The organism is Xanthomonas sp. DAR 80977, from assembly GCF_041240605.1.
Classification (GTDB): domain Bacteria; phylum Pseudomonadota; class Gammaproteobacteria; order Xanthomonadales; family Xanthomonadaceae; genus Xanthomonas_A; species Xanthomonas_A bundabergensis.
In genome coordinates this window covers 341,834-365,990 of record NZ_CP162487.1, presented here as the reverse complement: position 1 = coordinate 365,990, position 24,157 = coordinate 341,834, and the positions used below count along the sequence as shown (strand labels likewise).

Genomic DNA, 24,157 nt, shown 5'->3' with positions numbered 1-24,157 from the left:
TCCGCGTCACGGAAAGCCGGCGCTACGCAGGCCATGCCCCTGTAGGAGCGGCTTCAGCCGCGACGGGCGTTACCGGTAACGCCCGTCGCGGCTGAAGCCGCTCCTACAAGACATCGCCAGCGCAACCGACCGCGATCAATTCGGTCCTCGCAGGACAGAGGCGCATCGCCACGCACAACGGCGATAGCCGCAGCCGGGCGGCGGACTGCGCTCACGCGGCGTCGGGCAAGCGGAAGAACCCGCGCGCGGTGGCGGTGGTCGCCGCCGCGGTCGCCGCCATGTCCTCGCCGCGGTCGCGCGCCAGCTCCTCGACGATATGCGCCAGGAATGCCGGCTCGTTGCGCCGGTCCTTCGGCAGCGGCTTGAGCGTGCGCGGCAGCAGGTACGGCGCATCGGTCTCGATCATCAACCGCGCGGCGGGGATGTTCCTGACCAGCTCGCGCAGATGCGCGCCGCGGCGTTCGTCGCACAGCCAGCCGGTGATGCCGATGTGCCAGTCGCGGTCCAGGTAGTCGAACAGTTCCTCGCGCGTGCCGGTGAAGCAATGCACCACCGCCGGGCCGAGCTTGCCGTCGAACTGGCGCATCAACGCCAGGAAGTCCGCATGCGCGTCGCGCTGGTGCAGGAACAGCGGCTTGCCGGTGTCGGCCGCCAGCTGCAGCTGCCGCTCGAACGCGCGGTGCTGCGCCGGGCGCGGCGCCAGATCGCGGAAGTAGTCCAGCCCGCACTCGCCCACCGCCACCACCTCGGCATGCGCGTGCAGCGCGCGCAGTTCGGCGTCGCATTCGGCGGTGTACTCGAGCGCGTGGTGCGGATGCACGCCGGCGGTGGCGTAGAGGAAGCCGGGATGCCGTTGCGCCAGCTGCAACGCCAGCGGCGAGTGCTCGCGGCTGGCGCCGGTGACCACCAGTTGCGCCACGCCGGCATCGCGCGCGCGCTGCAGCACCGCGTCGCGGTCGCGATCGAAGGAGTCGTGGGTGAGGTTGGCGCCGATATCGATCAGAGTCATGCGGAGATGCCGAGGAAGCCGGGCAGGAAAGCGGGAGATTGTACGGGGCCGGCGCTACCCGCGAGATGCGCGCGCTCTACAGCGGCGCGGCCGATCCGTATCCTTGGCCGATGGCCTCTCCCGTTTTTCCGATCGACCCGCTGCTGCCGCAGATCCGCGACAGCCTCGCCGCGCATCCGCGGCTGGTGCTGGAAGCCCCGCCCGGCGCCGGCAAGACCACCCAGGTGCCGCCGGCGCTGCTGGACGCGCCGTGGCTGCACGGCCGCCGCATCGTGATGCTGGAGCCGCGCCGGGTCGCCGCGCGCAGCGCCGCCACCTTCATGGCCCGCCAGCGCGGCGAGGCGCCGGGCGAGACCGTGGGCTACCGCATCCGCTTCGAGAACAAGGTCTCCGCGCGCACCCGCATCGAGGTGGTCACCGAGGGCATCCTGACCCGAATGCTGCAGGACGACCCGATGCTCGACGGCGTCGGCGCGCTGCTGTTCGACGAATTCCACGAACGCCACCTGGCCGCCGACCTGGGCCTGGCGCTGGCGCTGGACGTGCAGGCGCAGGTGCGCGAGGACCTGCGCATCGTGGTGATGTCGGCGACGCTGGACGGCGAGCGCCTGGCCCAGTTCCTGGACGCGCCACGGCTGTCCAGTGCTGGCCGCAGCTATCCGGTGGACATCGCGCACTTCCCCGCGCGGCGCGAGGAGGCGCTGGAAGCGCAGGCCCGCCGCGCGGTCGAGCACGCGCTGCAGCAGCATCCCGGCGACGTGCTGGTGTTCCTGCCCGGGCAGCGCGAGATCGCGCGGGTGCAGGCGGCGTTGGAGCAGTCCACGGTCGTGTCGGACCGCTCGCCCGATGCGGCGTCTGGCGCCGTTTCATCGGGCACCGCCTCGGCCGGCCCCTCATCCGGCGCTGCGCGCCAGCTTCTCCCGGGGGAAGAAGGGAGCGGGGTCGATGTGTTGCCGTTGCATGGCGAGCTGCCGGTCGAGCAGCAGGCCAGGGTGTTGCAGCCCGATCCGCACGGCCGCCGGCGCGTGGTGCTGGCGACCAACGTGGCCGAATCCTCGGTGACCCTGCCCGGCGTGCGCGTGGTGATCGATGCCGGGCTGGCGCGCGAGCCGCACTACGATCCCAACAGCGGCTTCTCGCGGCTGGACGTGACCGCCATCGCCCAGGCCTCGGCCGACCAGCGCGCCGGCCGCGCCGGCCGCGTCGCCTCGGGCTGGGCCTACCGGCTGTGGCCGCAATCGCAGCGGCTGGAGGCGCAGCGCCGCGCGGAAATCCTGCAGGTGGAACTGGCCGGGCTGGCGCTGGAGCTGGCGGCCTGGGGCAGCGACGCGCTGCGCTTCGTCGATCCGCCGCCGGCCGGGGCGCTGGCCGCCGCGCGCGAACTGCTGCAGCGGCTGGGCGCCTTGAGCGAGAACCATGCGATCACCGCCAGCGGCCGGCGCATGCTGGCGCTGGGCACCCATCCGCGGCTGGCGGCGATGCTGCTGGCCGCGCCGGACGCGCGCGCGCAGGCGCTGGCCTGCGACCTGGCCGCGCTGGTCGAGGCGCGCGACCCGCTGCGCCAGGGCGGCGATGCGCTGGCGGCGCGCTGGCGCGCGCTGGCCGCGTTCCGCCGCGGACGCGCCCCGCACGACGCCAACCGCGGCGGCCTGGCCGCGATCGACGCGGCGGCGAAACAGTGGCGGCGGCGCCTGCGCAGCGACGCCGCGGCGCCGGACAGCGTGGAGGCGCACGAACTCGGCGACCTGCTCGCCCACGCCTTCCCCGACCGCATCGCCACCCGGCATCCCGCCGACCCGCTGCGCTACCTGCTGGCCAACGGCCGCAGCGCGCGCCTGTTCGACCACAGCGACCTGCGCGGCGAGCCGTGGCTGGTCGCCACCGAATTGCGCTACGAGGCCAAGGATGCGCTGCTGCTGCGCGCCGCGCCGGTGGACGAGGCGCGGCTGCGCGCCGATTTCCCGCAGCGCTTCGTGCAGCAGGACGTGGTGCGCTGGGACCCCGAACGGCGCGCGCTGAGCGCACTGCGCGAAACCCGCTTCGACCGCATCGTGCTCGACAGCCGCCCGGCCGGCCGCGTCGATCCGGCGCACGCGGCGGCGGCGCTGACCGAAGCGGTGCGCGAACTCGGCCTGGCGGCGCTGCCCTGGAGCGAGACGCTGACGCAATGGCGCGCCCGCGCGGCCGGGCTGCGCGCATGGATGCCCGAACTGGGCCTGCCCGATCTCGGCGATGCGGCATTGCTGGACGGCCTGGAACACTGGCTGCGCCCCGCCTTCGCCGGCAAGACCCGGCTCGATGCGCTGGGCGAGGACGAACTCGGCGAGGCGCTGAAGTCGCTGCTGCCGTGGGACCGGCGGCAGGCGCTCGATCGCCATGCGCCGACGCGGATCACGGTGCCGTCGGGCATGGAGCGGCGCATCGACTACGCGCTCGACCACGACGGCCAGCCGCTGCCGCCGGTGCTGGCGGTGAAACTGCAGGAACTGTTCGGCCTGGCCGACACCCCGCGCATCGCCGACGGCCGCGTGGCGCTGGTGCTGCACCTGCTCTCGCCCGGCGGGCGTCCGCTGCAGGTGACCCAGGACCTGCGCAACTTCTGGTCCAGCACCTATCCGGAAGTGAAGAAGGAGATGAAGGGCCGCTATCCCCGGCACCCGTGGCCGGACGACCCGTGGACCGCCACCGCCAGCCATCGCGCGAAACCGCGCGGCACCTGAGCGGTGCGGCCGCTGCGCATTCAGCCGCCAGACGACTCCGCGCCGGCGCGCTAACGCGGTCTATACGGTGTCCAGGGGACACTGCGGTCCTTATTCCTGCCAGTAGGGACGCCCTCATGAGCAAGCTGACCATCATCACCGACCGCGCACTGGATCTCGCCAGCCATGCCGGCGACAGCCTCCGTCACATCGGGCCGCAGGCCAACAAGTGGCTGCATTCCGGTGCCGCGATGGGCGCGCTCAAGACCGGCGCGGCGCTAGGTGCGGTGAAGTCCGGGACCAAGGTCGCGCGCACGGTGGTGCGGCGCAATCCGGTCCTCGCCATCGCCGCCGCCGCGGTGGGTGCGGGCCTGCTCGGCTATGCGATCTACCGCAAGCGCCAGCGCGACAAGAACGCGCCGATCGAAGGCGATTCGCAGCGCATCGAAGCCAGCAAGCGCGGCAATGCCGGCGCCCGCCGCTCGGCCGCACGCAGCTCGCGCCGCGCCGCGGCCGCGCAGGAAGCCACCGAGGAATAAGGCTGGCTCGATCGTCGCCGGCGACAGCGGCGATCGCGGCGAAACCGAAAGCAGCGATCGGATGACGCATCATCCGGTCGCTTTTTTTTGCGTCCGTCTTCGATGCACGCGTTCTGCTCATGTAGGAGCGGCTTCAGCCGCGACAGATCGCTCGGAAAAAGCGTCGCGGCTGAAGCCGCTCCTGCGGAAGCGCTGCGGCCGGCGCTACAGCGCCCGCCACGCGCCCGGCGCCAGCCCCTCCAGCCGGTGCGCGCCGATCGCCGCGCGCACCAAACGCAAGGTCGGCAGGCCGACCGCCGCGGTCATGCGCCGCACCTGGCGGTTGCGCCCTTCGCGCAACACGATCTGCAGCCACGCATCGGGCACCGTCTTGCGGAAGCGCACCGGCGGATCGCGCGGCCACAGGTCCGGCGCCGTCTCCAGCACGCTGGCCTGGGCCGGCGCGGTCGGGCCGTCGTTCAACACCACGCCATCGCGCAGGCGCTGCAACTGCTCCGGCTGCGGCACGCCCTCCACCTGCACCCAATACGTCTTCGGTTGCTTGTGCCGCGGATCGGTGTAGCGGTGCGCCAGCGCGCCGTCGTCGGTGAGCAGCAGCAGGCCTTCGCTGTCGTAGTCCAGCCTGCCTGCCGCATACACGCCGGCGGGCAGGCCGAACTCCGCCAGCGTGCGCCGCGGCGGTTCGCTGCGGTCGGTGAACTGGCACAGCACATTGAACGGCTTGTTGAACGCGATCAGCATGGAAACGGGGATGGCGGAGAAGGGATTCGGATCGGCCGCGCATCGACGGCGCGCGCCATTCTCCCACGCCCGATTCCCGTTCCCGCTGCCCGCGGCGGCCGCTCTCAGCGCTTGACGAACTTCAGCGTCATCCGGTCGCTCTCGCCGATCGCCTTGTACTTGGCGTCGTCGGCTGCAGCGTGGTCGTTGCTCGGCGGCAGCGTCCACACGCCGCCCGGGTAGTCCTTGGTGTCGCGCGGGTTGGCGTTGACCTCGCTCTTGCCGGCCAGCGTGAAGCCGGCCGCCTCGGCCATCGCGATCACCTGCGCCTGGCCGACGTAACCGCTCTTGTCGTCGGCCGGCACGTCGGCCTTGGCGCGGTGTTCGACCACGCCGAGCACGCCACCGGGCTTGAGCACCTGGTAGAAGCCCTTGAACATGCCCTCGGCCTGGCCGGACACGCGCCAGTTGTGCACGTTGCGGAAGGTCAGCACCAGGTCGGCCGAGCCGGCCGGACCGAACACCGGCGCGGTCGGCGAATACGCCACCAGCTTGGCGTGGTCGTACTGCGCCGGCGCGGCGGCGAACTTCTGTTCCAGCGTCGTGCGCGCCTTCTGCTGATACTCGCGGCCGCGCCCTTCCGGCACCGCCGCCGGATCGACCACCGCGGCGATGTACTGGCCGCGCTCGCGCAGGTACGGCGCCAGGATTTCCGAATACCAGCCGCCGCCGGGGGTGATCTCGATCACCGTCTGGGTCGGCGCGATGCCGAAGAACGCCAGGGTCTGCCCCGGGTGCCGATAGGCATCGCGCGCGACGTAGACGCGGTCGCGCCAGCTGCCGTCGATGGCCGCCTGCAGCGCCGCATCCGGTGCCGGCAACGTCGCGCTGTCGGCGGGCTTGATCGCCTGCGCGGTCGGGATCGCCAGCGTCGCGGCGATGGCCAGGGTACAGGCGCAGGCAAGCGTGGTTCGAAGGGTCATGGCGTACGTCCGCTGTCGTCGATGTGACGCGAGCCTAGCACGCATGCGCGCATGCCCGCGCGCCCGAATGTTGTGCTTGCGTTAGCGCGAATCACGCAAACGGAACGCTGTTTTCGCGACCATCGCCCCGATACCGAAACCTCGGGCGACTATCCTGTCGCCCTTCCCTACCGCGGAGCGTTCCCCATGCTGCACACGCGCGAACTCGGCCGTTCCGGCCTGCACGCCGCGCCGCTCGCATTCGGCGGCAATGTGTTCGGCTGGAGTGCCGACGCCAAGACCTCCTTCGCCTTGCTCGACGCCTTCGTCGACGCGGGCTTCAACCTGATCGACACCGCCGATGCGTATGCGGCCTGGGTGCCCGGCAACCGCGGCGGCGAGTCGGAAACCATCATCGGCCAGTGGCTCAAGCGCAGCGGCAAGCGCGACAAGGTGCTGCTGGCGACCAAGGTCGGCAAGTGGGCCGAACGCCCCGGCCTGTCCGCCGACAACATCGCCGCGGCGGTGGAGGAATCGCTGCAGCGCCTGCAGACCGACGTGATCGATCTGTACCAGGCGCACGAGGACGACGAGTCGGTGCCGCTGGAGGCCTCGCTGGCCGCGTTCGGGCGGCTGATCGAACAAGGCAAGGTGCGCGCGATCGGCGCCTCCAACTACAGCGCCGAACGCCTGGCCGAGGCGCTGAAGGTGTCGGCGCAATACGGCTTGCCGCGCTACGAGACCCTGCAGCCCGAGTACAACCTGTACGACCGCGCCGGCTACGAAGCCGGGCTGGAACCGCTGGTGCGCGAACAGGGCCTGGGCACGATCTGCTACTACGCGCTGGCGCGCGGCTTCCTCAGCGGCAAGTACCGCAGCGCCGCCGATGCCGCCAAGAGCCAGGCGCGCGGCGACAGCGTGGTCGCACGCTACCTCAACGCGCGCGGCCTGCGCATCCTGGCCGCGCTCGACGACATCGCCGGCAAGCATGCAGCCACGCCGACACAAGTGGCCCTGGCGTGGCTGATCGCGCGTCCCGGCATCGCCGCGCCGATCGCCAGCGCGACCAGCATCGAGCAGTTGCAGCAGCTGTTGGCCGCCGCGCGCCTGGCGCTGTCGGCCGACGACATCGCGCAACTGGATACCGCCAGCAAGGAAACCCCATGAGCACCGCGTCCCATACCACCCGCGTGGTCCTGGCCTCGCGCCCGCAGGGCGCGCCGACCGCGCAGAACTTCCGCATCGAACAGGCGCCACTGGCTCCGCCCGGCCCCGGCCAGGTGCTGCTGCGCAACCGCTGGCTGTCGCTGGATCCGTACATGCGCGGGCGCATGAGCGATGCGCCGTCCTACGCGCCGCCGGTGCAGCTGGGCGAGGTGATGGTCGGCAGCACCGTCGCCGAAGTGCTGGAATCGCATCATCCCGATCTCAAGCCCGGCGACCTGGTGCTGGTGCAGAGCGGCGGCTGGCAGACGCACCTGGTCGCCGATGGCGCCGGCCTGCGGCGCAAGCTCGATCCGCAGTCGCCGCTGCCGCCGAGCACCGCGCTCGGCGTCTACGGCATGCCCGGCTTCACCGCCTACGCCGGCCTGCACGAGATCGGCAAGCCGCAGAGCGGCGAGACCGTGGCGGTCGCCGCCGCCACCGGCCCGGTCGGCGCCAGCGTGGCGCAGATCGCCCGGTTGCGCGGCGCCAAGGTCATCGCCATCGCCGGCGGCGCCGACAAATGCCGCTACCTGCGCGAGGAACTGGGCGTGGACGTGGCGCTGGACCACCGCGCTGCGGATTTCGCCGAGCAACTGCGCGCCGCGGCGAAGGACGGCATCGACGTCTACTTCGAGAACGTCGGCGGGCACGTGTTCGACGCGGTGCTGCCGCTGCTCAACGATTTCGCGCGGGTACCGGTGTGCGGCACCATCGCCACCTACAACAAGCGTGATGAATTGCCGCCGGGACCGGACCGCGTGCCGGCGTTGATGAACCAGGTGCTGCGCCAGCGGCTGACCTTGCGCGGCTTCATCGTCGGCGATTTCGTCAAACTCTATCCGGAGTTTCTGCGCGAGATGGGCGCATGGCTGGCCGACGGCCGGGTGCGCTATCGCGAGCATGTCGTGCACGGGCTGGAGAACGCGCCGCAGGCCTTCATCGACATGCTCGGCGGCGGCAACTTCGGCAAGCTGGTGGTGAAGCTGGATGAGAGCCGGGATTAGGGATTGGGGATTGGGCGCGCCGGCGCTTCGCGCGGCATTCCCCTCGGCTATTGCAGCAGGAAGCGCAGCAGCGCGTCGTTGAAGGCGTGCGGCGATTCCACGTTGCACAGGTGCCGGCCATGCACCTGGGCGAAGCTGCCGCGCGCCGCCTGCGTGGCGATCGCCTGCAGATCGTCCGGCGGGCACACCGGGTCGTCGTGTCCGGCCAGCGCCAGCAGCGGCGTGTCGATCTCGCCCAGGGCGCCGCGGAAGTCGGCGCCGGCCAATGCCTCGCAGCAGGCCGCATAGGCCTGCGCATCGGTGCTCAGGAAGCTCGCCATGAGCGCCTCGACCGTCGCCGGCTGCATCTCGGCGAAGGCCGGGGTGAACCAGCGTTCGCGGGTGCCGGCGAGCAGCGGCGCCAGGCCGTCGGCACGCACCTGCGCGATGCGCGCCTGCCAGCCGTCCGCGGTGCCGATCCTGGCCGCGGTCGCGCACACGGTCAGCGTGTGCAGGCGCGCGCCGGCGTGGATGCCCAGCCACTGCCCGGTCAGCCCGCCGATCGACAGTCCGCAGAAATGGGTGCGCTCGACCGACAACGCGTCGAGCAGCGCCAGCACATCGCCAGCCAGGTCCTCGATCCGATACGGCCCCGGCGCCGCGCTCGAGGCGCCGTGGCCGCGGCGGTCGTAGCGCAACACCCGGTAGTACGGCGCCAGCGCGTCGATCTGCGCGTCCCACATGTGCAGGTCGGCGCCCAGCGAATTGCAGAAGGTCAGCCAGGGTCGGCCTTCGCCGCCGTCGATGCGGTAGTGCAGGCGATGCGTCGGAAGTTCGAGGAAGGGCATGGCGGCGATGTCGGCAAGGAAGGGAGACGTGCGACCGGTGGCTGCTACCGGAGTCTAGCCTTCCCGTGCCCTGCCGGCATGCGTCGCGCGCGCCGGTGCCGAACCACGACGCCAACACAAACCCGGCCGACGGCGGCGCGCGGGCCGCGCTGCGCGTCGTCGTCGCCGCAGCAACGCGACTGCTGTGTGCCGCAGCGACGATGCTGCGACGACCCGCGCGCCACCATGTCACTTGGTCGCCGGATCCCAATGCTCCTGGATCTTGCCGTTCTGGATGCGGAACATGTCGAACCAGGTCGTCGTATAGGTCTTGGTCGCATCCTTCGGATCGGGCAGCGTGCGCACGGACACCAAGGTCACGTAGTCGCCCTCGGCGAGGATCGCCACCAGCGGCAGCTGCACGCGCGGCTGGATCGGCTGCGGTTTGACGAACGCGGTCAGGAACTGCAGGAACGCATCGCGGCCGTTGGCGACGGTCGGATTGTGCTGGATGTAGTCCTTGGCCATGTACATCGGCGCGTACTCGGTATGCCCGGCTTCGAACACGATGCGCCAGAAATCGTAGACCAGGCGCTTGTTCGCCGTGGTCCGCCAATCCGATCCCTGCAGCAGCTGCTGGTGGTTTGGATTGGCGGTGACCGCGGTTTGCGCGAACGCCGACGCGGCGGGGAACGCGAGCAGCAAGGCGAGCAGATACGCATGCAGGCGGATTTTCATTTCGATGACTCCAGTCGGGGGAAAGTGGATTCGTCGCAGGCGCCATCCGCTTACCGGAAGGTAAGTCCTTCGATGCCGGAAGGCGCGCGGCCAGCCTAGCAGTGCCTATTGCGCCGAATCGCTGTTCGGCACAGGGAAATCCGCCGATTTCCCGATGAATTTTTCCACTCTGCGGAGGCGGCCACAGTAACCAAAACACCAGAATTGGAAACGTTGCCTGCCGACTCCGAACTGCATCGCGGCTGCACTCCTGCGCCGATGCGACACGCAGCCATCGGAACGTTGGCGAGAGAAACAAGAAAAAATAATTCGAAAACCCCCTTGCGCAATCAAAACAACGCAGGTAATGTGCGCGCCCATCAGCCGACGTGTTCGGCCACAGCGCATCCGACGACCATGAAATCCCGCCCCTTCACCGCCTATCTGCCCAGCCTGCAGCGCGAAACGCGCGCAGCGGCGATGTGTGCGCTGCGCGGCGATGCGCTGCGGCTGGACCACGCCACCTGATCGACCGATGTCCCCTGCGGAGATCGGTTGCATCGATCTCCGAGGAACGCGAACGCCCTCGGACACCGCGCCGGGGGCGTTTTGCTTTGCGCGTTCGCAAACAGTGTTTTTGTCGGTCCCGATCCCAGGCACCCGGGCATGGAATGCCCGGAAACAGGGAAGTTTCGCTCGCGAGGCGCGCAAGCGCTGCGTCCAGATGCCGGACGCGGGCGGCGGGAATGGGATCGACGCAGGAATTGCCGCTTCCAACGAGGCGGCAATGGGAAGCCGCGCTTAGTGGTCGCTAGCGGTACGGGATGCCATTCCCGTCCGGTGCGCACGGCACTGCCGTCGCGTATGCCTGCGGCCGGGATGCGCGGTTTCCGCCAGACGTTAGCTCAGAGGTAGAGCGGTGGCTTGTCCACTGGTCGCCGGTTCGACTCCGGCACGTCGCTTTTGGATAGCTCAGTTGGTAGAGCATCGGAACCTTAATCCGAGTGTCGCGGGTTCGATTCCCGTTCCAAGAACCATGACCTGTCACGTCATGTGCAATACCGGGCGCAAGCCCAGCAAGTCGCGCCGCGCGGAACACGCTGCACGCATCGCCACGGCGTTGCGTGACGCATGCACCGCAGCGTCGCTGCCGCCGCCGCGCCGCCCTGGACGTGCGCGCCTGCGCCGACGATCGCCTCGCAATGCACCGCGCTGCCGATCCCACGCACAGGCCTCCGCACCGACAGCGCCCGCCGGCCGCCGCAGCGATGTCGTGCGCGTACTTGCATCTCTTCCTGCAGCGCTGCGGTGCCGACGGCATCCGCAACGCGGCGTCCTCGCGCTCATCGGTCCGGCGCGGCGACCATCTCAACAGGACCGGACCACCAGAGCCACAAGGAGAACGTGCCATGTTCTGGACCAAGCGGGTCGTGATCGGCGATAGCGAGCGCGGCCTGATGTATCGCAACCGGCGTTTCGAGCGCGTGCTTGCGCCCGGCGTCTACCGTCTGTTCGACCCGGCGCAGCGCATCGAGGTGAAGACCTTCAATATCGCCGTGCCGGAATACGCCGGCAGCGATGTCGAAGCGCTGATCGCGCGCCTGGGCGCGCAGTTGCACGAGGTGTTCGTGCTGGCCGACCTGGGCAGCGACGAGGTCGGCCTGGTGTTCAAGCAGGGCAAGCTCGAAGACGTGCTGGCGCCCGGAACGCGCCGGTTGTACTGGCGCGGGCTGATCGCGGTGGAGGTAGCGCGCCTGCCGTTGGGCGAGAGCCTGGAGCTGCCGGCGGACGTGGCCCAGCGGCTGCGCCAGCTCGGCGTGCTGTCGCGCGTTGCGGTGGCGCTGGAGGTTCCGGCCGAGTCGGCGGGACTGGTGTTCGTCGACGGGCGCCTGCAGCAGACCCTGGCGCCGGGCCACTACGCGTTCTGGAACTTCCGCAAGAACATCGTCGCGGAGGTGATCGAACTGCGGATCCAGTCGGTGGAGGTGTCCGGGCAGGAGCTGTTGACCCGCGACAAGGTCAGCCTGCGCGTCAACCTGGCCGCCAGCATGCGCGTCGCCGACCCGGTCGCCGCGCGCACGCGGGTGGCCAAGTACGGCGACCAGCTGTACCGCGAGCTGCAGTACGGCTTGCGCCGTGCGGTCTCGGCGAAGACGCTGGACGAGTTGCTCGGCGACAAGGCCTCGCTGGATGCGGACATCTTCGGCTACGTGCGCGAGCAGGTCGCCGGTTTCGGCATCGAGGTGCTGGGCGTCGGGGTCAAGGACGTGATCCTGCCCGGCGAGATGAAGGAGATCCTCAACGCGGTGGTGCAGGCGGAGAAGTCGGCGCAGGCCAACGTGATCCGCCGGCGCGAGGAGGCCAACGCCACGCGTTCGCTGCTCAACACCGCCAAGCTGATCGAGGACAACCCGGTGCTGATGCGGCTGAAGGAGCTGGAGGCGCTGGAGAAGGTCACCGAGAAGATCGACAAGCTCACCGTGTTCGGCGGCCTGGATGGCGTGCTGAAGCAGTTGGTGACGATGAAGTAGGACCGCCGTGCGCGACGGAAGGAACCGCCGCGCACGGCCTCGAAGGAATGAAGACGATGAGTATCCAGAACTACGAATTGCTGCACGCCGAAGGCAGCGCCACGCCGATCAAGGGCTGGGTGCGCGGCGTGCCGCTGGAAGCGCAGGCCCACGAGCAGCTGCGCAACATCGCCGCGATCCCGTTCGTGGGGCCGTGGGTGGCGGTGATGCCCGACGTGCACCTGGGCAAGGGCGCGACCGTGGGCTCGGTGATCCCGACCCGCGGCGCGATCATCCCGGCGGCGGTCGGCGTGGACATCGGCTGCGGCATGGCCGCGGTGCGCACCACGCTGCGCGCATCCGACTTGCCCGACAACCTGGCGCAGTTGCGCTCCAGCATCGAGCGCAGCGTGCCGGTGGGCAACGGCCGCGGCGGCGAACACCGCAAGCTGCCCGACAGCATCGCCACGCGCATCGCGCAGTCCGGGCTGGTGGAGCGCCTGGACACGATCAAGGCCAGGCACCGCCGGATCCGCACCGACAAGCTGGACTGCCAGATCGGCACGCTCGGCGGCGGCAACCACTTCATCGAAGTGTGCCTGGACGAGAGCGATGCGGTGTGGGTGATGCTGCACAGCGGCTCGCGCGGCACCGGCAACCTGATCGGCAGCTACTTCATCGAGCAGGCGCGCGAGCAGCTGGCGCACCGCGTGCTCGGCTTCCACCTGCCGGACAAGGACCTGGCGTTCTTCATGGAAGGCGAGCCCTTGTTCGACGACTACGTGGAGGCGGTGTCCTGGGCGCAGGACTACGCACGCGAGAACCGCGAGGCGATGATGGCGCGGGTGCTGGCGGAGATGCGCCACCGCCTGCCGAAGTTCCAGCTGGAGAAGCTGGCGGTGAACTGCCACCACAACTACGTGCAGAAGGAAACGCACGCCGGCGAGGAACTGCTGGTGACCCGCAAGGGCGCGGTCAGCGCGCGTGCCGGCGAGCTGGGCATCATTCCCGGCAGCATGGGCGCGAAGAGTTTCATCGTGCGCGGGCTCGGCAATGGCGACAGCTTCCACAGCTGCAGCCACGGCGCCGGCCGGGTGATGAGCCGTACCGCCGCGCGCCAGCAGATCACCCTGGCCCAGCACCGCGAGGCCACCGCGCACGTGGAATGCCGCAAGGATGCGGCGGTGATCGACGAATCGCCGGCGGCGTACAAGTCGATCGACGCGGTGATGGCCGCGCAGCGCGATCTGGTGGAAGTGGTGCACACGCTGCGCCAGGTGTTGTGCGTGAAGGGCTGAGGCCGTTTGGCCTTGGCCGTTGCCGGCCTCGTCCCGGTACCAGGCCGTCCGTTCGCGGACGGCCTTTTTTGTTCCGGTCGCGACATTCGGCCGGCGCTGTCTGCGCTGCTCGGCGCGGCGCCGGGGAGCTGTGGCTGGATATCGCCCGCCTCCACTGCGAATGGTCGCGCCACGCCCTCAGCAAACAGGTCGCGGCCGCACGAACACCTGTTCGATCACCGTCGCACCCCACTGGTCGCCGGCGCACTGCTGCGCCAGCGCGAAACCATGCGCCTCGTACAGCCGCCGCGCCGCGTCCAGCCCGGCGAAGGTCCACAGCCGCGTGGCGCCGAAACCCTGCGCGTCGCAGAAGTGCAGCGCCTGCTGCAGCAACTGCCGGCCGATGCCGCTGCCGCGCAGGCCGTCGTCCACCACGAACCAGCGCAGATGCGCCTCGCCGTTGCCCAGGTCCTCGCCGTCGATGGCGATCGCGCCGACGATGCGCTGCGCCTGCAACGCCAGCCACAGGCCGTTCCCGGGCCGCTCCAGGCGCGCGGTGAATTCGGCGACGCCCGCCGCGACCCTGGCTTCGAAGAACTGCCCGAAACCGGCATGCCGCGCGTAGAAGGTGGCGTGCATTTCGGCGATGCGCCCGATCGCACCGGGCCGGTAGCCGCCGACGATGCGCGTCGCTTCCGGCTCCGGCGCTGGCGGCGCGGCGCCGTCGCGCTGGGCCTGCAGCGCGGCCGCATAACGGGCCAGCCCGCGGCCGATGTCGGCCTGCGCCTGCGCCGGCAGCGGCGCCAATGCGGCCTCCACCTGCGCGCGCGCGAAGGCATGGATGCCCTGCACCGTGCGCCGGCCGCGGGCGGAGAGCCGCAACTGCTTGGCGCGGCCGTCCTCGGCGCTGGCGCGCTCGCGCAGTTCGCCCGCCGCGATCAGCTTGCGCAGCATGCGGCTGACGCTGGATTTTTCCAGTTGCAGGCAGTCGGCCAGTTGCGATGCGCCGACCGCGTCGCGCGCGTCGATCTCCAGCAGCGCATGCACCGCCGATGGCGGATAGTCGGTCGCGGCGAGCGTGTCCTGCAGGAAGCCGAGTTCGCGCACCAGTTGCCGCGAGGCGGCGCGGATCTGCTCGACGACGACGGGATCCACCGCTGGCATGGCCGGCTCCGGCAATTTCGTTGCTTCATACAACTACTTTTGGCGGCACCGGTCAATGGCCTCGTCAGCAGCGGACGGCCGCTGCCGCATGCCGCGCCGCTGGCGACCCGGACCCAGCGCGGTCGGCCGCACGCGGCGAGCGCTGCGCCTGCACGCATCTGTCCGGGCCGCGCCCGCACCGTTACGCCGCGAACGGCGCCGGCCCCAAGGCCTCCGCCAGGTGATCGAGGAACGAGGCGATGCGCGCCGAGACCGCGGTGTTGCGGTAGTACACGCCATGGATCGGCTGGCGCACGTCCAGCGTGTGCTTCGGCAAGACCTGGACCAGGCGGCCGTCGCGGCGGTCGGCCACGGTCATGAAGTCGGACAGGCAGGCGATGCCGTCGCCGGCCAGCGCCAGCTGGCGCAGGGTTTCGCCGCTGGAGCAGGCCAGCGCCGGGCGGATGTGCAGCGCGTCGCCGTCGCGGCCGCGCAGCGGCCAGTCGTTGAGCGACTCGGGCTGGGTGAAACCGAGCAGGTCGTGCCGCGCCAGGTCGTCCACGCGGCGCGGCACGCCGCGCCTGGCCAGGTAGTCAGGGCTGGCCAGCACGCGCAGGCGGCTGCTGCCGAGCGCGCGCGCATGCAGGCTGGAATCGCGCAGCGCGCCGATGCGGATCGCCAGGTCGGTGCGGCGTTCGAGCAGGTCGATGATGCCGTCGTTGCTGGTCAGCTCCATCTCCACCTGCGGGTAGCGCGCGCGGTAGCCGGCCACGTGCGGCACGATCGCATGCAGCATGAACGGCGCGGCCGCGTCCACGCGCAAGCGCCCGGCGGGATGTTGCCGGCGCGCCACCATCTGCTCTTCGGCCTGCTCGACCGCGGCCACGATCTCGCGTGCGCGCAGCAGGAACGCCCGGCCTTCCTCGGTCAGCGCCAGGCGCCGGGTGGTCCGCCGCAGCAGCGTGGTCTGCAGCTTCTCTTCCAGCCGCGCCAGCGCGCGGCTGACCCCGGACACGGTCTGCCCCAGCGCGTCGGCGGCGGCGGTGATCGAGTGCGTATCGACCACGGCGATGAAGGCCTGCAGTTCGTCGAGGGTCGTCTTCATGGCGGACCGGATGTGGGAATCGGAAGCCGATTATTGACCAGAACGCAAAAGTGATTGGCCGCCGGACGGGTGTTTCCGCAGGCGTCGCGCGACCAGACTGCGCCCCTGCCCCGCTTCCGGATGGCGTCATGCCTCGCTCCCTGCCCCCCGCCCTGCTGGCGCTGACCCTCGGCGCCTTCGCCATCGGCACTACCGAGTTCGTCATCGCCGGCCTGGTGCCGGCCATCGCCGCCGGCCTCGGCGTGAGCCTGCCCTCGGCCGGCCTGCTGGTCAGCCTGTACGCGCTGGGCGGCTGGCTGGACCGGCGCGATACGCGCTGCGCCGACGCTGCCGCAACCGCACCGCTCGCATACTGAAATCCGCACGTCTTCCCTTTTTTCGCAAGGAGTCACCGCATGAGCATTCCCGCCTTCGGCCTGGGCACGTTCCGGCTCAAGGACCAGGTCGTCGTCGACTCGGTCCGCAACGCGCTCGAACTGGGCTACCGCGCCATCGACACCGCGCAGATCTACGGCAACGAGGCCGAGGTCGGCCAGGCCATCGCCGATTCCGGCGTGCCGCGCGCGGACCTGTTCGTCACCACCAAGGTGTGGACCGACAACCTGGCCGCCGACACGTTGCTGCCGAGCCTGCGCCAGAGCCTGGACAAGCTGCGCAGCGACCATGTGGACCTGACCCTGGTGCATTGGCCGTCGCCGCGCGATGCGGTGCCGATGGCCGAGTACCTGCAGGCGCTGGCGGCCGCCCGCGAACAGGGGCTGACCCGGCAGATCGGCCTGTCCAACTTCACCATCGCGCTGACCAGGCAGGCGATCGCGATCCTCGGCGCCGAGGCCATCGCCACCCAGCAGATCGAAGTGCATCCCTACCTGCAGAACCGCACGCTGATCGGTTTCCTGCGCGAACAGGGCATCCATGTCACCTCGTACATGACCCTGGCCTACGGCAAGGTGCTGCAGGATCCGGTGATCGCCGCGATCGCCGCGCGCCACGCCGCCACGCCGGCGCAGGTGGCATTGGCCTGGGCGCTGCAGCAGGGCTATGCGGTGATCCCGTCCTCGACCAAGCGCGAGAACCTGGCCAGCAATCTGCTCGCGCAGTCGCTGCGCCTGGACGAGGAGGACATGGCGCAGATCGCCACGCTGGACCGCGGCGAGCGGCTGGCCAATCCGGCCGGCATCGCGCCGGATTGGGACTGAGCCGAACCGCAACGCCGGCCGCATCCGCGCAACGGTGTCGAGGCAGGCGAGGCAAGCGCCGCAGTGCAGCGCTGCAGATCATCGCAGCGCTGCACTGCCGGATCGGCATCGTGCCGCCATTGCGACAGCCGGCGTGCAAGCGCATGCCGAGGCGTTGGGCGCGCACCAGCGAACCCGCGGCGCGGTGCCCCGACCTGGACGACGGTGGCATCCGGCACCACAGCGCAGCGCCGGTACGCGGCGCTGCGTTGCAAACGCTTTCAAGACGCTTGCCCGCTCATCTCGCTGATCGGTTCAGCGATTCGCGTGCGATGTCGTGCCGTGGGCGCACATGGCGGGAAATATCCGCTAGGATCGGAGCGACAGGGGGGTGGCCTCGAGAGGAGTCCTACCCATGCAGACCGCTTCCGCTCTCGCTCGTCCTGCCCACGCGCGTCCCGTCGTCGATCTGGATGCCGAAATGGCCTATTGGCGGCATGCCCATGCCAATGGTCGGCTCGGCCAGCATGGCTTCTCCGACTACGCGTCGCTGCTGAAGATGGGCTACGACGTCTATCTGGCCTATCCGCGCGCCACCGAGGCGCAGTTGTACCACGTGCTGCAGGAGTCCTATCACCACCTGGCGCCGTCGCTGTCGGTGCCATGGGACGAAGCGCGCTGGCTGGTGCGCCATGCCTGGCACCACCTGGAGCAATCCAGCCGCAGTCACTGACGCGGGGCGCGACAGGCCTGGACCATGCCTCGCGCTGCAGAGCGCAGCGCGAGGTCACGCGCTCGCGCGCATCCGCCGCCGCGCCGCAACAACGGTTCACCGCGACGGCGTGGCCTCGGACGTGCGTTCCTTGGCCTCGATCTGGCCCTGGAACTCCTTCGAGCCCTGGCCGGGCGACGTCGCCGCATCGCCCTGCGTGTGCTTGAGACTCTGCTTGCGCCGCTCGACCACGTTCTTGGCCAGCGCCACGCGGCGCCCGACCACCATCTCGGTGAGCCAGTCGATCAGGTAGCGGGTGTATTCGAGCTGGTGTTCCTTGCGGGTCAGCGCATGGTCGGCGCCCTTGATCACCCGCGAGGTCAGCGAACGCGTGTTGGAGAACGCTGCCGCGTAGTTCTTGAGCACCTGGCCCGGCACGATCACGTCCTGTTCGGCCTCCACCAGCAGCACATCGCCGCGGAAGCGCTGGCACGCGGCCAGGGCGACGTTGTCGGCCGGCGCCACCGCGCTGTGCCGGTACCGCATCAGGTCGGGATCCTGGTTCAGCGCCACCTTCGGGCCATCCCAGTGCGCGTCCTTGTACAGCGCCGGCGAACGCAGCGCCAGCCATTCCACCGGCCGCTCCAGGGTCAGCAGCGAGGCGAGGTAGCCGCCATAGCTCAGGCCCACCACCGCGATCGATTCCGGATCCACTTGCGGCGACTCCACCAGCCTGTCGTAGGCGGCCTTGATGTCGTCCAGGTTCTGCGCGCGCGTCACCGTCTCGCGCATCGAGGCCAGGCCTTCGTGACCGCGCAGGTCGAAGGTCAGGCACACGCAGCCCAGGCCGACCGCTTCGCGCGCACGCACCAGGTTGTGATGCTGGTTGCCGCCCCAGCCATGCACGAACAGCACGCCGGGCATGCCGTTGGTCGGGGTCAGCAGAGTGCCGCTCAAGGCGTCGCGGTCCACCGCGATCTCGATGCTGGAGAGTTTGGTTTCCATCGTCAGTCGGTGGCGCTCACGTAGCGGTACTTGATCAGGCGGCCCACGCGTGGATCCTCGCCCATGTAGTAGACCTCGGCATCGGCCGGCAGCGCCGGCACACCGTAGCGTTCGACGGTGGCCGCGACCACCGCATGCAGCGCCGGCTCGCGCTGGAAGGCGTCCACCGCGGCCAGTTCCGCCGGCGTGGCGCCGCCGATGCGCCAGGACTGCTCGAGCACCCCGCACCTGCGCGTGCCGTCCTGGGCGATGCCGTCGATCACGTCGTAGTTGCGGCGCGATGCGTAGAAGCCGGGATAGGCCTGTGCGACGCAACGGTCGTAGTGGCGCGCCTTCAGCACCGCCTCGCGCTGCGGCGGCGGCAATTCGTGCTCGAGCAGCGTCTCCAGCGTGCCGCGAACCACGAACAGCTGCGAGCCGCCGTAGGCTTCGCGGCCAGTACCGTCGTCGGTGGTCGATTGCGTGCCGTAGTAGGCGATGGTCATGCCCGCGCATTCCACTTCGCCGACGCTGAAGGTGGTGGAGCGGTCCAGTTGCCGCTCCAGCACCACGCCCTGCTGCGCCAGGTCCGCCGCCGCTACGGCGGCCAAGGCCGCATCGAGCGCCTGCACATCGTGCAGCAGCAGCTGGCCCTGCCCGCCGATGCCGCTGGGCAGCTTCAAGCGCACCTGGCCGCCGCCGCACAGGCGCGCGTACGCCATGCGCGCATCGGCCGCCGCGAACGCGGTGTAGCCGGGCACCGTCGCCTCGGCCAAGGCCGCACCGAGCGCGTGCTGCCAGCCCTGCGGCGCCGATGCGCCGGGGGCGACCAGCGGATGGCTGATCGCCTTGGTGGCGACGAACGCATGCGGGACCACGCCACCGAGCAGGTCGGCGGCGCCACGCACGCCCAATTGCTGCGCCTGTGCGGCAGTGAGGGTGTCGTCGGGGACGTAGAAACCGCTCCCCGTCGCGACCGCCTCCTGCAACGGCAGGCGCATCAGCCGCGCCACTTCGGCGGCGACCCAGGCATGCGTCGCGGCCTCGTGTCCGCCGGGCGGATGCGTGCGTACGCTGCAACGGCGGACGTGGTCGTATGCGGCAGATGGCGCCATGCGCGGTACTCCGCTCGAGGAGGACAGGACGTCAAGCATGGACATACCAGTACGTGAGCAAGCCCAGGCCAAGGCCGAGCAATGCCAGCGCGGCAAGCAGCCCGCGCGGCATGCAGGCACGCACTTGCCGCCACCATGCGCGCGCCTCGGACGTGCCGACCGGTGCGGCAAGAGGCGGGCGTGGCGGCGAACCGGACGGCGGCGCGGAATGGCGGGAGGGGGCAGCCATGCGTCCAGGCTGTCCGCCATGGCGTTGCGGATGAGTGAACGCGGCGTGGCGGGCGCGTCAGCAGCGCTGCTCGGCAGTGCGTGGGACGCCATGCTGGCGCCGCATTGCGGCGGCGCCGGAATGTGGCGCTCCGTTGTCGCCGGGCGTATTGGCGATCTGCGGATCGTAGGCCACCCGCCTGTGTCCACGCCACAAGGCGCTGAAGTGCAGCGACAGCGAGATGCAGTTAGGCACACGCTTTCAATGAACTGCCCGCATCGAAATTTCGAGACACGGTTTACGCAGAGAATCTTTCAACCACGGCCACGTACGCAGGAACGACGCCATCTTGCGCGCTGCACACAGCAAGCGGTGCCAAGTGTCAGCGCGCAACTCCGACGAGCCTCAACATGCTCGTTGTTCGATGGCAGTCTTTCGCACGTCGGCTCATGCCGGCAACCAGCGCGCAGCGACCTGTGCGTCGATGCGGTGCTTGCCGGCCAGCGCCTGCATGCCCTGCAGCGTGGCCTGCACCGCGCTGGCATAACCGCTGCGCCACAGGTCGGCGCGCGACTGGCGCGAGGAGGCTTCGGCCAGCGCCAGGGCGAAGGCCTGCACGCGCGGGTCGGCCAGCGTGGCACGGTCCAGGAACGATTGCTCCAGTGCGATCACATCCACCGGCGCCAGCCAGGCATCGGCGACCAGTTCGGCCACGCCGACCCGGTGCGACAGCTGATGCATCGCGCTCAGGGTCTCGTGCAGCATCTCCAGATACGCCCACTGCCACAACGCCGCCTTGCGTTGCGGATCGGCCTGGCCCAGCGCGGACAGGGCAGCGTCGACACGGTCGATGCGTAAATCATTCATTCGCCGGCGCTCCACGTCGCGCAATCTGATTGCCACATTCTGCGCGCAAATAGTGAGGAGATTGTGAGCCGTATCCGCTCCGGCAATGGGATGGCGCGTTCCGCTTGGCGGGCCATCGGTCGGACGGCTCGGGCGTTCCCAACTACGCTGCCGAACGCATCGCGCAATGACGCCGCGACCACGCGGCCTGGCTAGCATGATCCGCAGCGTTCGCCGGCGCTCCACGTCGCGCAATCTGATTGCCACATTCTGCGCGCAAATAGTGAGGAGATTGTGAGCCGTATCCGCTCCGGCAATGGGATGGCGCGTTCCGCTTGGCGGGCCATCGGACGGCTCGGGCGTTCCCGACTCCGCTACACAACGCATCGCACCGTCGCGCGCATCGCGCAATGACGCCACGACCACGCGGCCTGGCTAGCATGATCCGCAGCGGCGGCGGCCCGCTGCCCGCCACTCCACGCCACACCGAGGATTCGCCGATGCGCCTGGAACACTGGCTGCTGCCGCCGCACGACTGGGTGCCCAACCACCCGTTCCTGCCGGTCCTGCTGTACCGCCAGGCCGACCGCGATGGCGATGCCGCCGGCTTCGAACGCCGCTTCGCCGCGCACGGCTGGCCGCCGCAATGGCGCGACGGCGTGTACGACTACCACCACTACCATTCCACCGCGCATGAGGTCCTGGGCGTCGCCCGCGGCAGCGCGCGGCTGGTCATCGGCGGACCGGGCGGCGCCGACGTCACGCTGGCCGCCGGCGACGCCTTGCTGCTGCCGGCCGGCAGCGGCCATTGCTGCATCGCCTCCAGCAGCGACTTCCTGGTGGTCGGCGCCTATCCCGCCGGGCAGGACTGGGACATCTGCCGGCAGGCGCCCAGCACCGACATGGTGCGGCGCATCGCACAGCTGCCGTTCCCGCCCAGCGACCCCGTCGCCGGTCCGCAAGGCCCGCTTCTCCAGCACTGGAAGATGCCCGAACCCCCGGGCTAGATCCGCGCCGCGGTGCGGGCATGACTTCCCGCACCCTGACTTCCCGCAGGAGACAGCGCACGGCCCAGCACCGATGCTGCTGCCACGCTCAAAGGAACCGCCGCCATGCGCCTGCTGCTCTCCGTGTGCACGCTCTCCCTGCTCGGCGCCGCCGCGAGCGCCACCGCCGGCCCGCAGTTCTCCTCGCAGCAATGCGGCTTCTCCACGCCCTACGACGTCATCGTCGACCGCACCGGCGTCGCCCTGACCCGCAGCGCCGGCACCCCGAAGACGGTGTTCCTGCACGATGGCCGCCTGCAGGTGGACGGCGTCGCGCAACCGCTCGGCAGCGCCGATGCCCAGCGCCTGCGGCAGATGGAACAGGGCGCGCAGGCGCTGATGCCCGAGGTCGCCGGCATCGCCCGCGACACGGTCGGCATCACCTTCGACGCCCTCGGCGGCGTGGTCGAAGCGATCACCGGCAATGCCAGCAAGGCGCGCCGGATCGAGAAGCACCGCGACGCCGCCCTCGCCCACCTGGACCGCACCCTCGGCAAGGGCCAATGGCAGAAGGAACCGTTCGACAAGGCGTTCGAGGCCAATGTCAGCGCCGCCGCCGAGGAAATGGCCAGCGCACTCACCCGCGGGGTGATGTTCGCGGTGTTCACCGGCCGCGCCGATGCCATCGAGAAGCGCGCCGACGCGATGGGGAAAGACATGGAACGGCGCATGGAAGCGCGCGGCAAGGCGCTGGAAGCCAGGGCCGACGCGCTGTGCGTGCAGGTCAAGGCGCTGGACGAGCTGGAGCAGCAGCTGGACTACCGGCTGCCCGGCGGCAAGCGGCTGGACCTGCTGGAACTCAGCGAGAAGCCTGCGAAGCCGGCCACGCCCGGCGAGACGACCGTGGCCGCAAGCGGATCGCCGGACAGCCAGGCGCGCTGAAGACAGGCAGCGGCCAGCGACGGGCAGGACCGCGGCGGCGCAGCGCCAGTGCGAACCCGTGCTGGCCGGCCACTGCGGTCCGTGCCAGCGCGCGCCATGGCCCCGGCCCCCTCCTTCGGCATGGCCGAAGTTAGGCATACTGATCGTGCGGCAGTGCACAGACCCGGACGCTGGACGCGATGCGGCATCGGCCCGCCATCGCGCGCGGCACGGCGCGGGGTCTGCCGAGCTCTCCCCTTACCGCCAGCGATCCAGCATCCATTCCAGATGAAATTACGCCGAAGGCTTCACTGCATCATCGAAATCGGGGACGTGCTCTTCCCCAATCTCAGCGCGCTGCTCACTGGCTCGGTCGTCTTCGACAGCACCATCGCCACCAACCTGCTGTGCCCCCTCAGCGGCAAGCGCATTCCGCTTTCGCCCGAGGCGCTGGCCATCGTCGCCTCGCTTCCGGGAAATGCCTGGATCGATGCCGGCGAGGTCATGCGAACGCACGCCTGCGATGCATCCTTCATCGACAGGATGATCCAGGACGAGATCGTGCTTTGCGACGTTGCAGACAGCAGGAGCGCCGACATCCTGGCCGGCGAGGCGACCCTGGAAACCGTGGGATGGCACCCGCTGGCGAGCGTCTATCACCGCATGACCGCGTGGTCGGGCGTGGTCGGCGACGAGGGCAGCCGGGAACACGGGAACGCGGCCGAGCGCGCGCGACTGGACAAGCACATCGCCACGCATGGCCCGCTCCCGGCGCATTTCCCGAAGCGCCAGGATGGGATCGGTTCGGTAGCGCTTCCGGCCGAACCATTGCAAGGCGGCGTGGCCGATGTCCTGCGCGCCAGGCGCACCACCCGGCATTTCGATCGCACCCGTCCTCTCGCCCTGGCCGAACTGTCGCGGATGCTGTTCGGCACCTTCGGCGCGATCGCGGCCGAGGAAATCGCGCCCGGGCATGTCGCCGTGCGCCGCACCAGCCCTTCCGGCGGATCGCTGCATCCGATCGAGGCGTATCCCCTGATAATCGATGTGGAAGGGCTGACGCCAGGGTTCTATCACTATGAATCCGATACCCACAGACTCATCAAGATAATCGACCTGACCCAGGCCGACGCCAGAACGCTGGCCGCCGAACTTACGATCGGCCAAACCTACTTCGCCGATTGCAGCGCCCTCGTCTTCCATGTCGCGCGGCTGGATCGACACCATTGGAAATACCGGCGCCACCCCAAGGCCTACAAGGCGGTCCTGCTGGACTCCGGCCACCTGAGCCAGACGTTCTACCTGCTCGCGGCGGAACGCGATCTCGGCGCGTTCTACACGGCGGCGGTCAACGATGTCGACGCGGGCCGTCTGCTGACACTGGATCCCCTTGCGACGATGGTGATCGGCGCCAATGGCGTCGGCAACATTGATGCCACGCAAAACACGCTACACTTGAATCCCAAGCCGTTGATCGCAACGCATCAGTCGCCTGGGCAATAAACCATCC

General features: G+C 69.9%; 21 protein-coding genes, 1 tRNA gene and 1 pseudogene. 13 read left to right on the top strand and 10 right to left on the bottom strand.

Annotated elements, in window-relative coordinates; translation table 11 throughout:
- Positions 1-211: 211 nt before the first annotated feature.
- Positions 212-1,009, bottom strand: coding sequence for a TatD family hydrolase (locus AB3X10_RS01650; protein ID WP_369978490.1), 798 nt, complete (start codon positions 1,007-1,009; stop codon positions 212-214).
- A gap of 110 nt (positions 1,010-1,119) precedes the next feature.
- Between AB3X10_RS01650 and hrpB the strand changes: the two genes are divergently transcribed.
- Complete coding sequence (gene hrpB / locus AB3X10_RS01645) at positions 1,120-3,729, top strand: ATP-dependent helicase HrpB (RefSeq protein ID WP_369978488.1); 2,610 nt, start codon at positions 1,120-1,122, stop codon at positions 3,727-3,729.
- Between the two features lie 116 nt (positions 3,730-3,845).
- Positions 3,846-4,247, top strand: coding sequence for a hypothetical protein (locus AB3X10_RS01640; protein ID WP_369978486.1), 402 nt, complete (start codon positions 3,846-3,848; stop codon positions 4,245-4,247).
- 204 nt (positions 4,248-4,451) lie between these two features.
- Here AB3X10_RS01640 and AB3X10_RS01635 read toward each other — a convergent pair whose 3' ends face one another.
- Positions 4,452-4,988: a pseudouridine synthase gene (locus tag AB3X10_RS01635; RefSeq protein ID WP_369978484.1), complete on the bottom strand. Its 537-nt coding sequence runs from the start codon at positions 4,986-4,988 to the stop codon at positions 4,452-4,454.
- 104 nt (positions 4,989-5,092) lie between these two features.
- A complete protein-coding gene (locus tag AB3X10_RS01630) occupies positions 5,093-5,950 on the bottom strand; it encodes a class I SAM-dependent methyltransferase (protein ID WP_369978483.1) in 858 nt (285 codons plus the stop codon).
- A 186-nt stretch (positions 5,951-6,136) separates the two neighbouring features.
- On the opposite strand from AB3X10_RS01630, the gene AB3X10_RS01625 reads away from it, so the two are divergent.
- On the top strand, positions 6,137-7,096 hold the full coding sequence (locus AB3X10_RS01625) for an aldo/keto reductase (protein ID WP_369978481.1): 960 nt from the start codon (positions 6,137-6,139) through the stop codon (positions 7,094-7,096).
- Positions 7,093-8,139 carry an NADP-dependent oxidoreductase gene (locus AB3X10_RS01620; protein WP_369978479.1) on the top strand — a complete coding sequence of 349 codons (1,047 nt, stop codon included), beginning with the start codon at positions 7,093-7,095 and terminating at the stop codon, positions 8,137-8,139. Before AB3X10_RS01625 ends, AB3X10_RS01620 begins: the two co-directional genes overlap by 4 nt.
- A gap of 47 nt (positions 8,140-8,186) precedes the next feature.
- Here the strand turns inward: AB3X10_RS01620 and pcaD are convergent, their stop codons facing one another.
- Positions 8,187-8,966 (bottom strand): 3-oxoadipate enol-lactonase, encoded by a 780-nt coding sequence (pcaD, locus tag AB3X10_RS01615; RefSeq protein ID WP_369978478.1) that lies wholly within the window; start codon positions 8,964-8,966, stop codon positions 8,187-8,189.
- Positions 8,967-9,194: 228 nt separating this feature from the next.
- Positions 9,195-9,683 carry a nuclear transport factor 2 family protein gene (locus tag AB3X10_RS01610; RefSeq protein WP_369978477.1) on the bottom strand — a complete coding sequence of 163 codons (489 nt, stop codon included), beginning with the start codon at positions 9,681-9,683 and terminating at the stop codon, positions 9,195-9,197.
- A 940-nt stretch (positions 9,684-10,623) separates the two neighbouring features.
- On the opposite strand from AB3X10_RS01610, the gene AB3X10_RS01605 reads away from it, so the two are divergent.
- From AB3X10_RS01605 to AB3X10_RS01595, 3 genes are all read left to right on the top strand, one after another.
- Positions 10,624-10,699 (top strand) — tRNA-Lys (locus AB3X10_RS01605).
- A 372-nt stretch (positions 10,700-11,071) separates the two neighbouring features.
- On the top strand, positions 11,072-12,193 hold the full coding sequence (locus AB3X10_RS01600; protein ID WP_369978475.1) for a slipin family protein: 1,122 nt from the start codon (positions 11,072-11,074) through the stop codon (positions 12,191-12,193).
- 56 nt (positions 12,194-12,249) lie between these two features.
- Positions 12,250-13,470, top strand: coding sequence for an RtcB family protein (locus AB3X10_RS01595; RefSeq protein ID WP_369978473.1), 1,221 nt, complete (start codon positions 12,250-12,252; stop codon positions 13,468-13,470).
- Positions 13,471-13,647: 177 nt separating this feature from the next.
- Here the strand turns inward: AB3X10_RS01595 and AB3X10_RS01590 are convergent, their stop codons facing one another.
- Positions 13,648-14,613 carry a helix-turn-helix domain-containing GNAT family N-acetyltransferase gene (locus AB3X10_RS01590; RefSeq protein WP_369978471.1) on the bottom strand — a complete coding sequence of 322 codons (966 nt, stop codon included), beginning with the start codon at positions 14,611-14,613 and terminating at the stop codon, positions 13,648-13,650.
- Positions 14,614-14,794: 181 nt separating this feature from the next.
- Positions 14,795-15,697 carry a LysR substrate-binding domain-containing protein gene (locus AB3X10_RS01585; protein WP_369978469.1) on the bottom strand — a complete coding sequence of 301 codons (903 nt, stop codon included), beginning with the start codon at positions 15,695-15,697 and terminating at the stop codon, positions 14,795-14,797.
- A gap of 128 nt (positions 15,698-15,825) precedes the next feature.
- On the opposite strand from AB3X10_RS01585, the pseudogene AB3X10_RS01580 reads away from it, so the two are divergent.
- The 3 genes and pseudogenes from AB3X10_RS01580 to AB3X10_RS01570 form a co-directional block, all read left to right on the top strand.
- Positions 15,826-15,987, top strand: a pseudogene (locus tag AB3X10_RS01580) (MFS sugar transporter); the annotation flags it as partial.
- 105 nt (positions 15,988-16,092) lie between these two features.
- Positions 16,093-16,896: a 2,5-didehydrogluconate reductase DkgB gene (gene dkgB / locus AB3X10_RS01575; RefSeq protein ID WP_369978467.1), complete on the top strand. Its 804-nt coding sequence runs from the start codon at positions 16,093-16,095 to the stop codon at positions 16,894-16,896.
- A 394-nt stretch (positions 16,897-17,290) separates the two neighbouring features.
- The gene (locus tag AB3X10_RS01570; protein ID WP_369978465.1) at positions 17,291-17,608 is read left to right on the top strand and encodes a hypothetical protein; all 318 of its coding nucleotides are present in this window, start codon (positions 17,291-17,293) and stop codon (positions 17,606-17,608) included.
- A 96-nt stretch (positions 17,609-17,704) separates the two neighbouring features.
- On the opposite strand, the gene AB3X10_RS01565 is transcribed toward AB3X10_RS01570, so the two are convergent.
- The 3 genes from AB3X10_RS01565 to AB3X10_RS01555 form a co-directional block, all read right to left on the bottom strand.
- Complete coding sequence (locus AB3X10_RS01565; RefSeq protein WP_369978463.1) at positions 17,705-18,592, bottom strand: alpha/beta hydrolase family protein; 888 nt, start codon at positions 18,590-18,592, stop codon at positions 17,705-17,707.
- 2 nt (positions 18,593-18,594) lie between these two features.
- Complete coding sequence (locus tag AB3X10_RS01560) at positions 18,595-19,686, bottom strand: DUF3182 family protein (RefSeq protein WP_369978461.1); 1,092 nt, start codon at positions 19,684-19,686, stop codon at positions 18,595-18,597.
- A gap of 655 nt (positions 19,687-20,341) precedes the next feature.
- Complete coding sequence (locus AB3X10_RS01555) at positions 20,342-20,761, bottom strand: hypothetical protein (RefSeq protein WP_369978459.1); 420 nt, start codon at positions 20,759-20,761, stop codon at positions 20,342-20,344.
- 389 nt (positions 20,762-21,150) lie between these two features.
- Here AB3X10_RS01555 and AB3X10_RS01550 point away from each other — a divergent pair, with 389 nt between their 5' ends.
- From AB3X10_RS01550 to AB3X10_RS01540, 3 genes are all read left to right on the top strand, one after another.
- Positions 21,151-21,747: a cupin domain-containing protein gene (locus AB3X10_RS01550; protein ID WP_369978457.1), complete on the top strand. Its 597-nt coding sequence runs from the start codon at positions 21,151-21,153 to the stop codon at positions 21,745-21,747.
- Between the two features lie 105 nt (positions 21,748-21,852).
- Positions 21,853-22,668 carry a DUF2884 family protein gene (locus AB3X10_RS01545; RefSeq protein ID WP_369978455.1) on the top strand — a complete coding sequence of 272 codons (816 nt, stop codon included), beginning with the start codon at positions 21,853-21,855 and terminating at the stop codon, positions 22,666-22,668.
- Positions 22,669-22,935: 267 nt separating this feature from the next.
- Positions 22,936-24,150, top strand: a complete 1,215-nt coding sequence (locus tag AB3X10_RS01540) for a putative peptide maturation dehydrogenase (protein ID WP_369978453.1) — start codon at positions 22,936-22,938, stop codon at positions 24,148-24,150.
- Positions 24,151-24,157 lie beyond the last annotated feature (7 nt).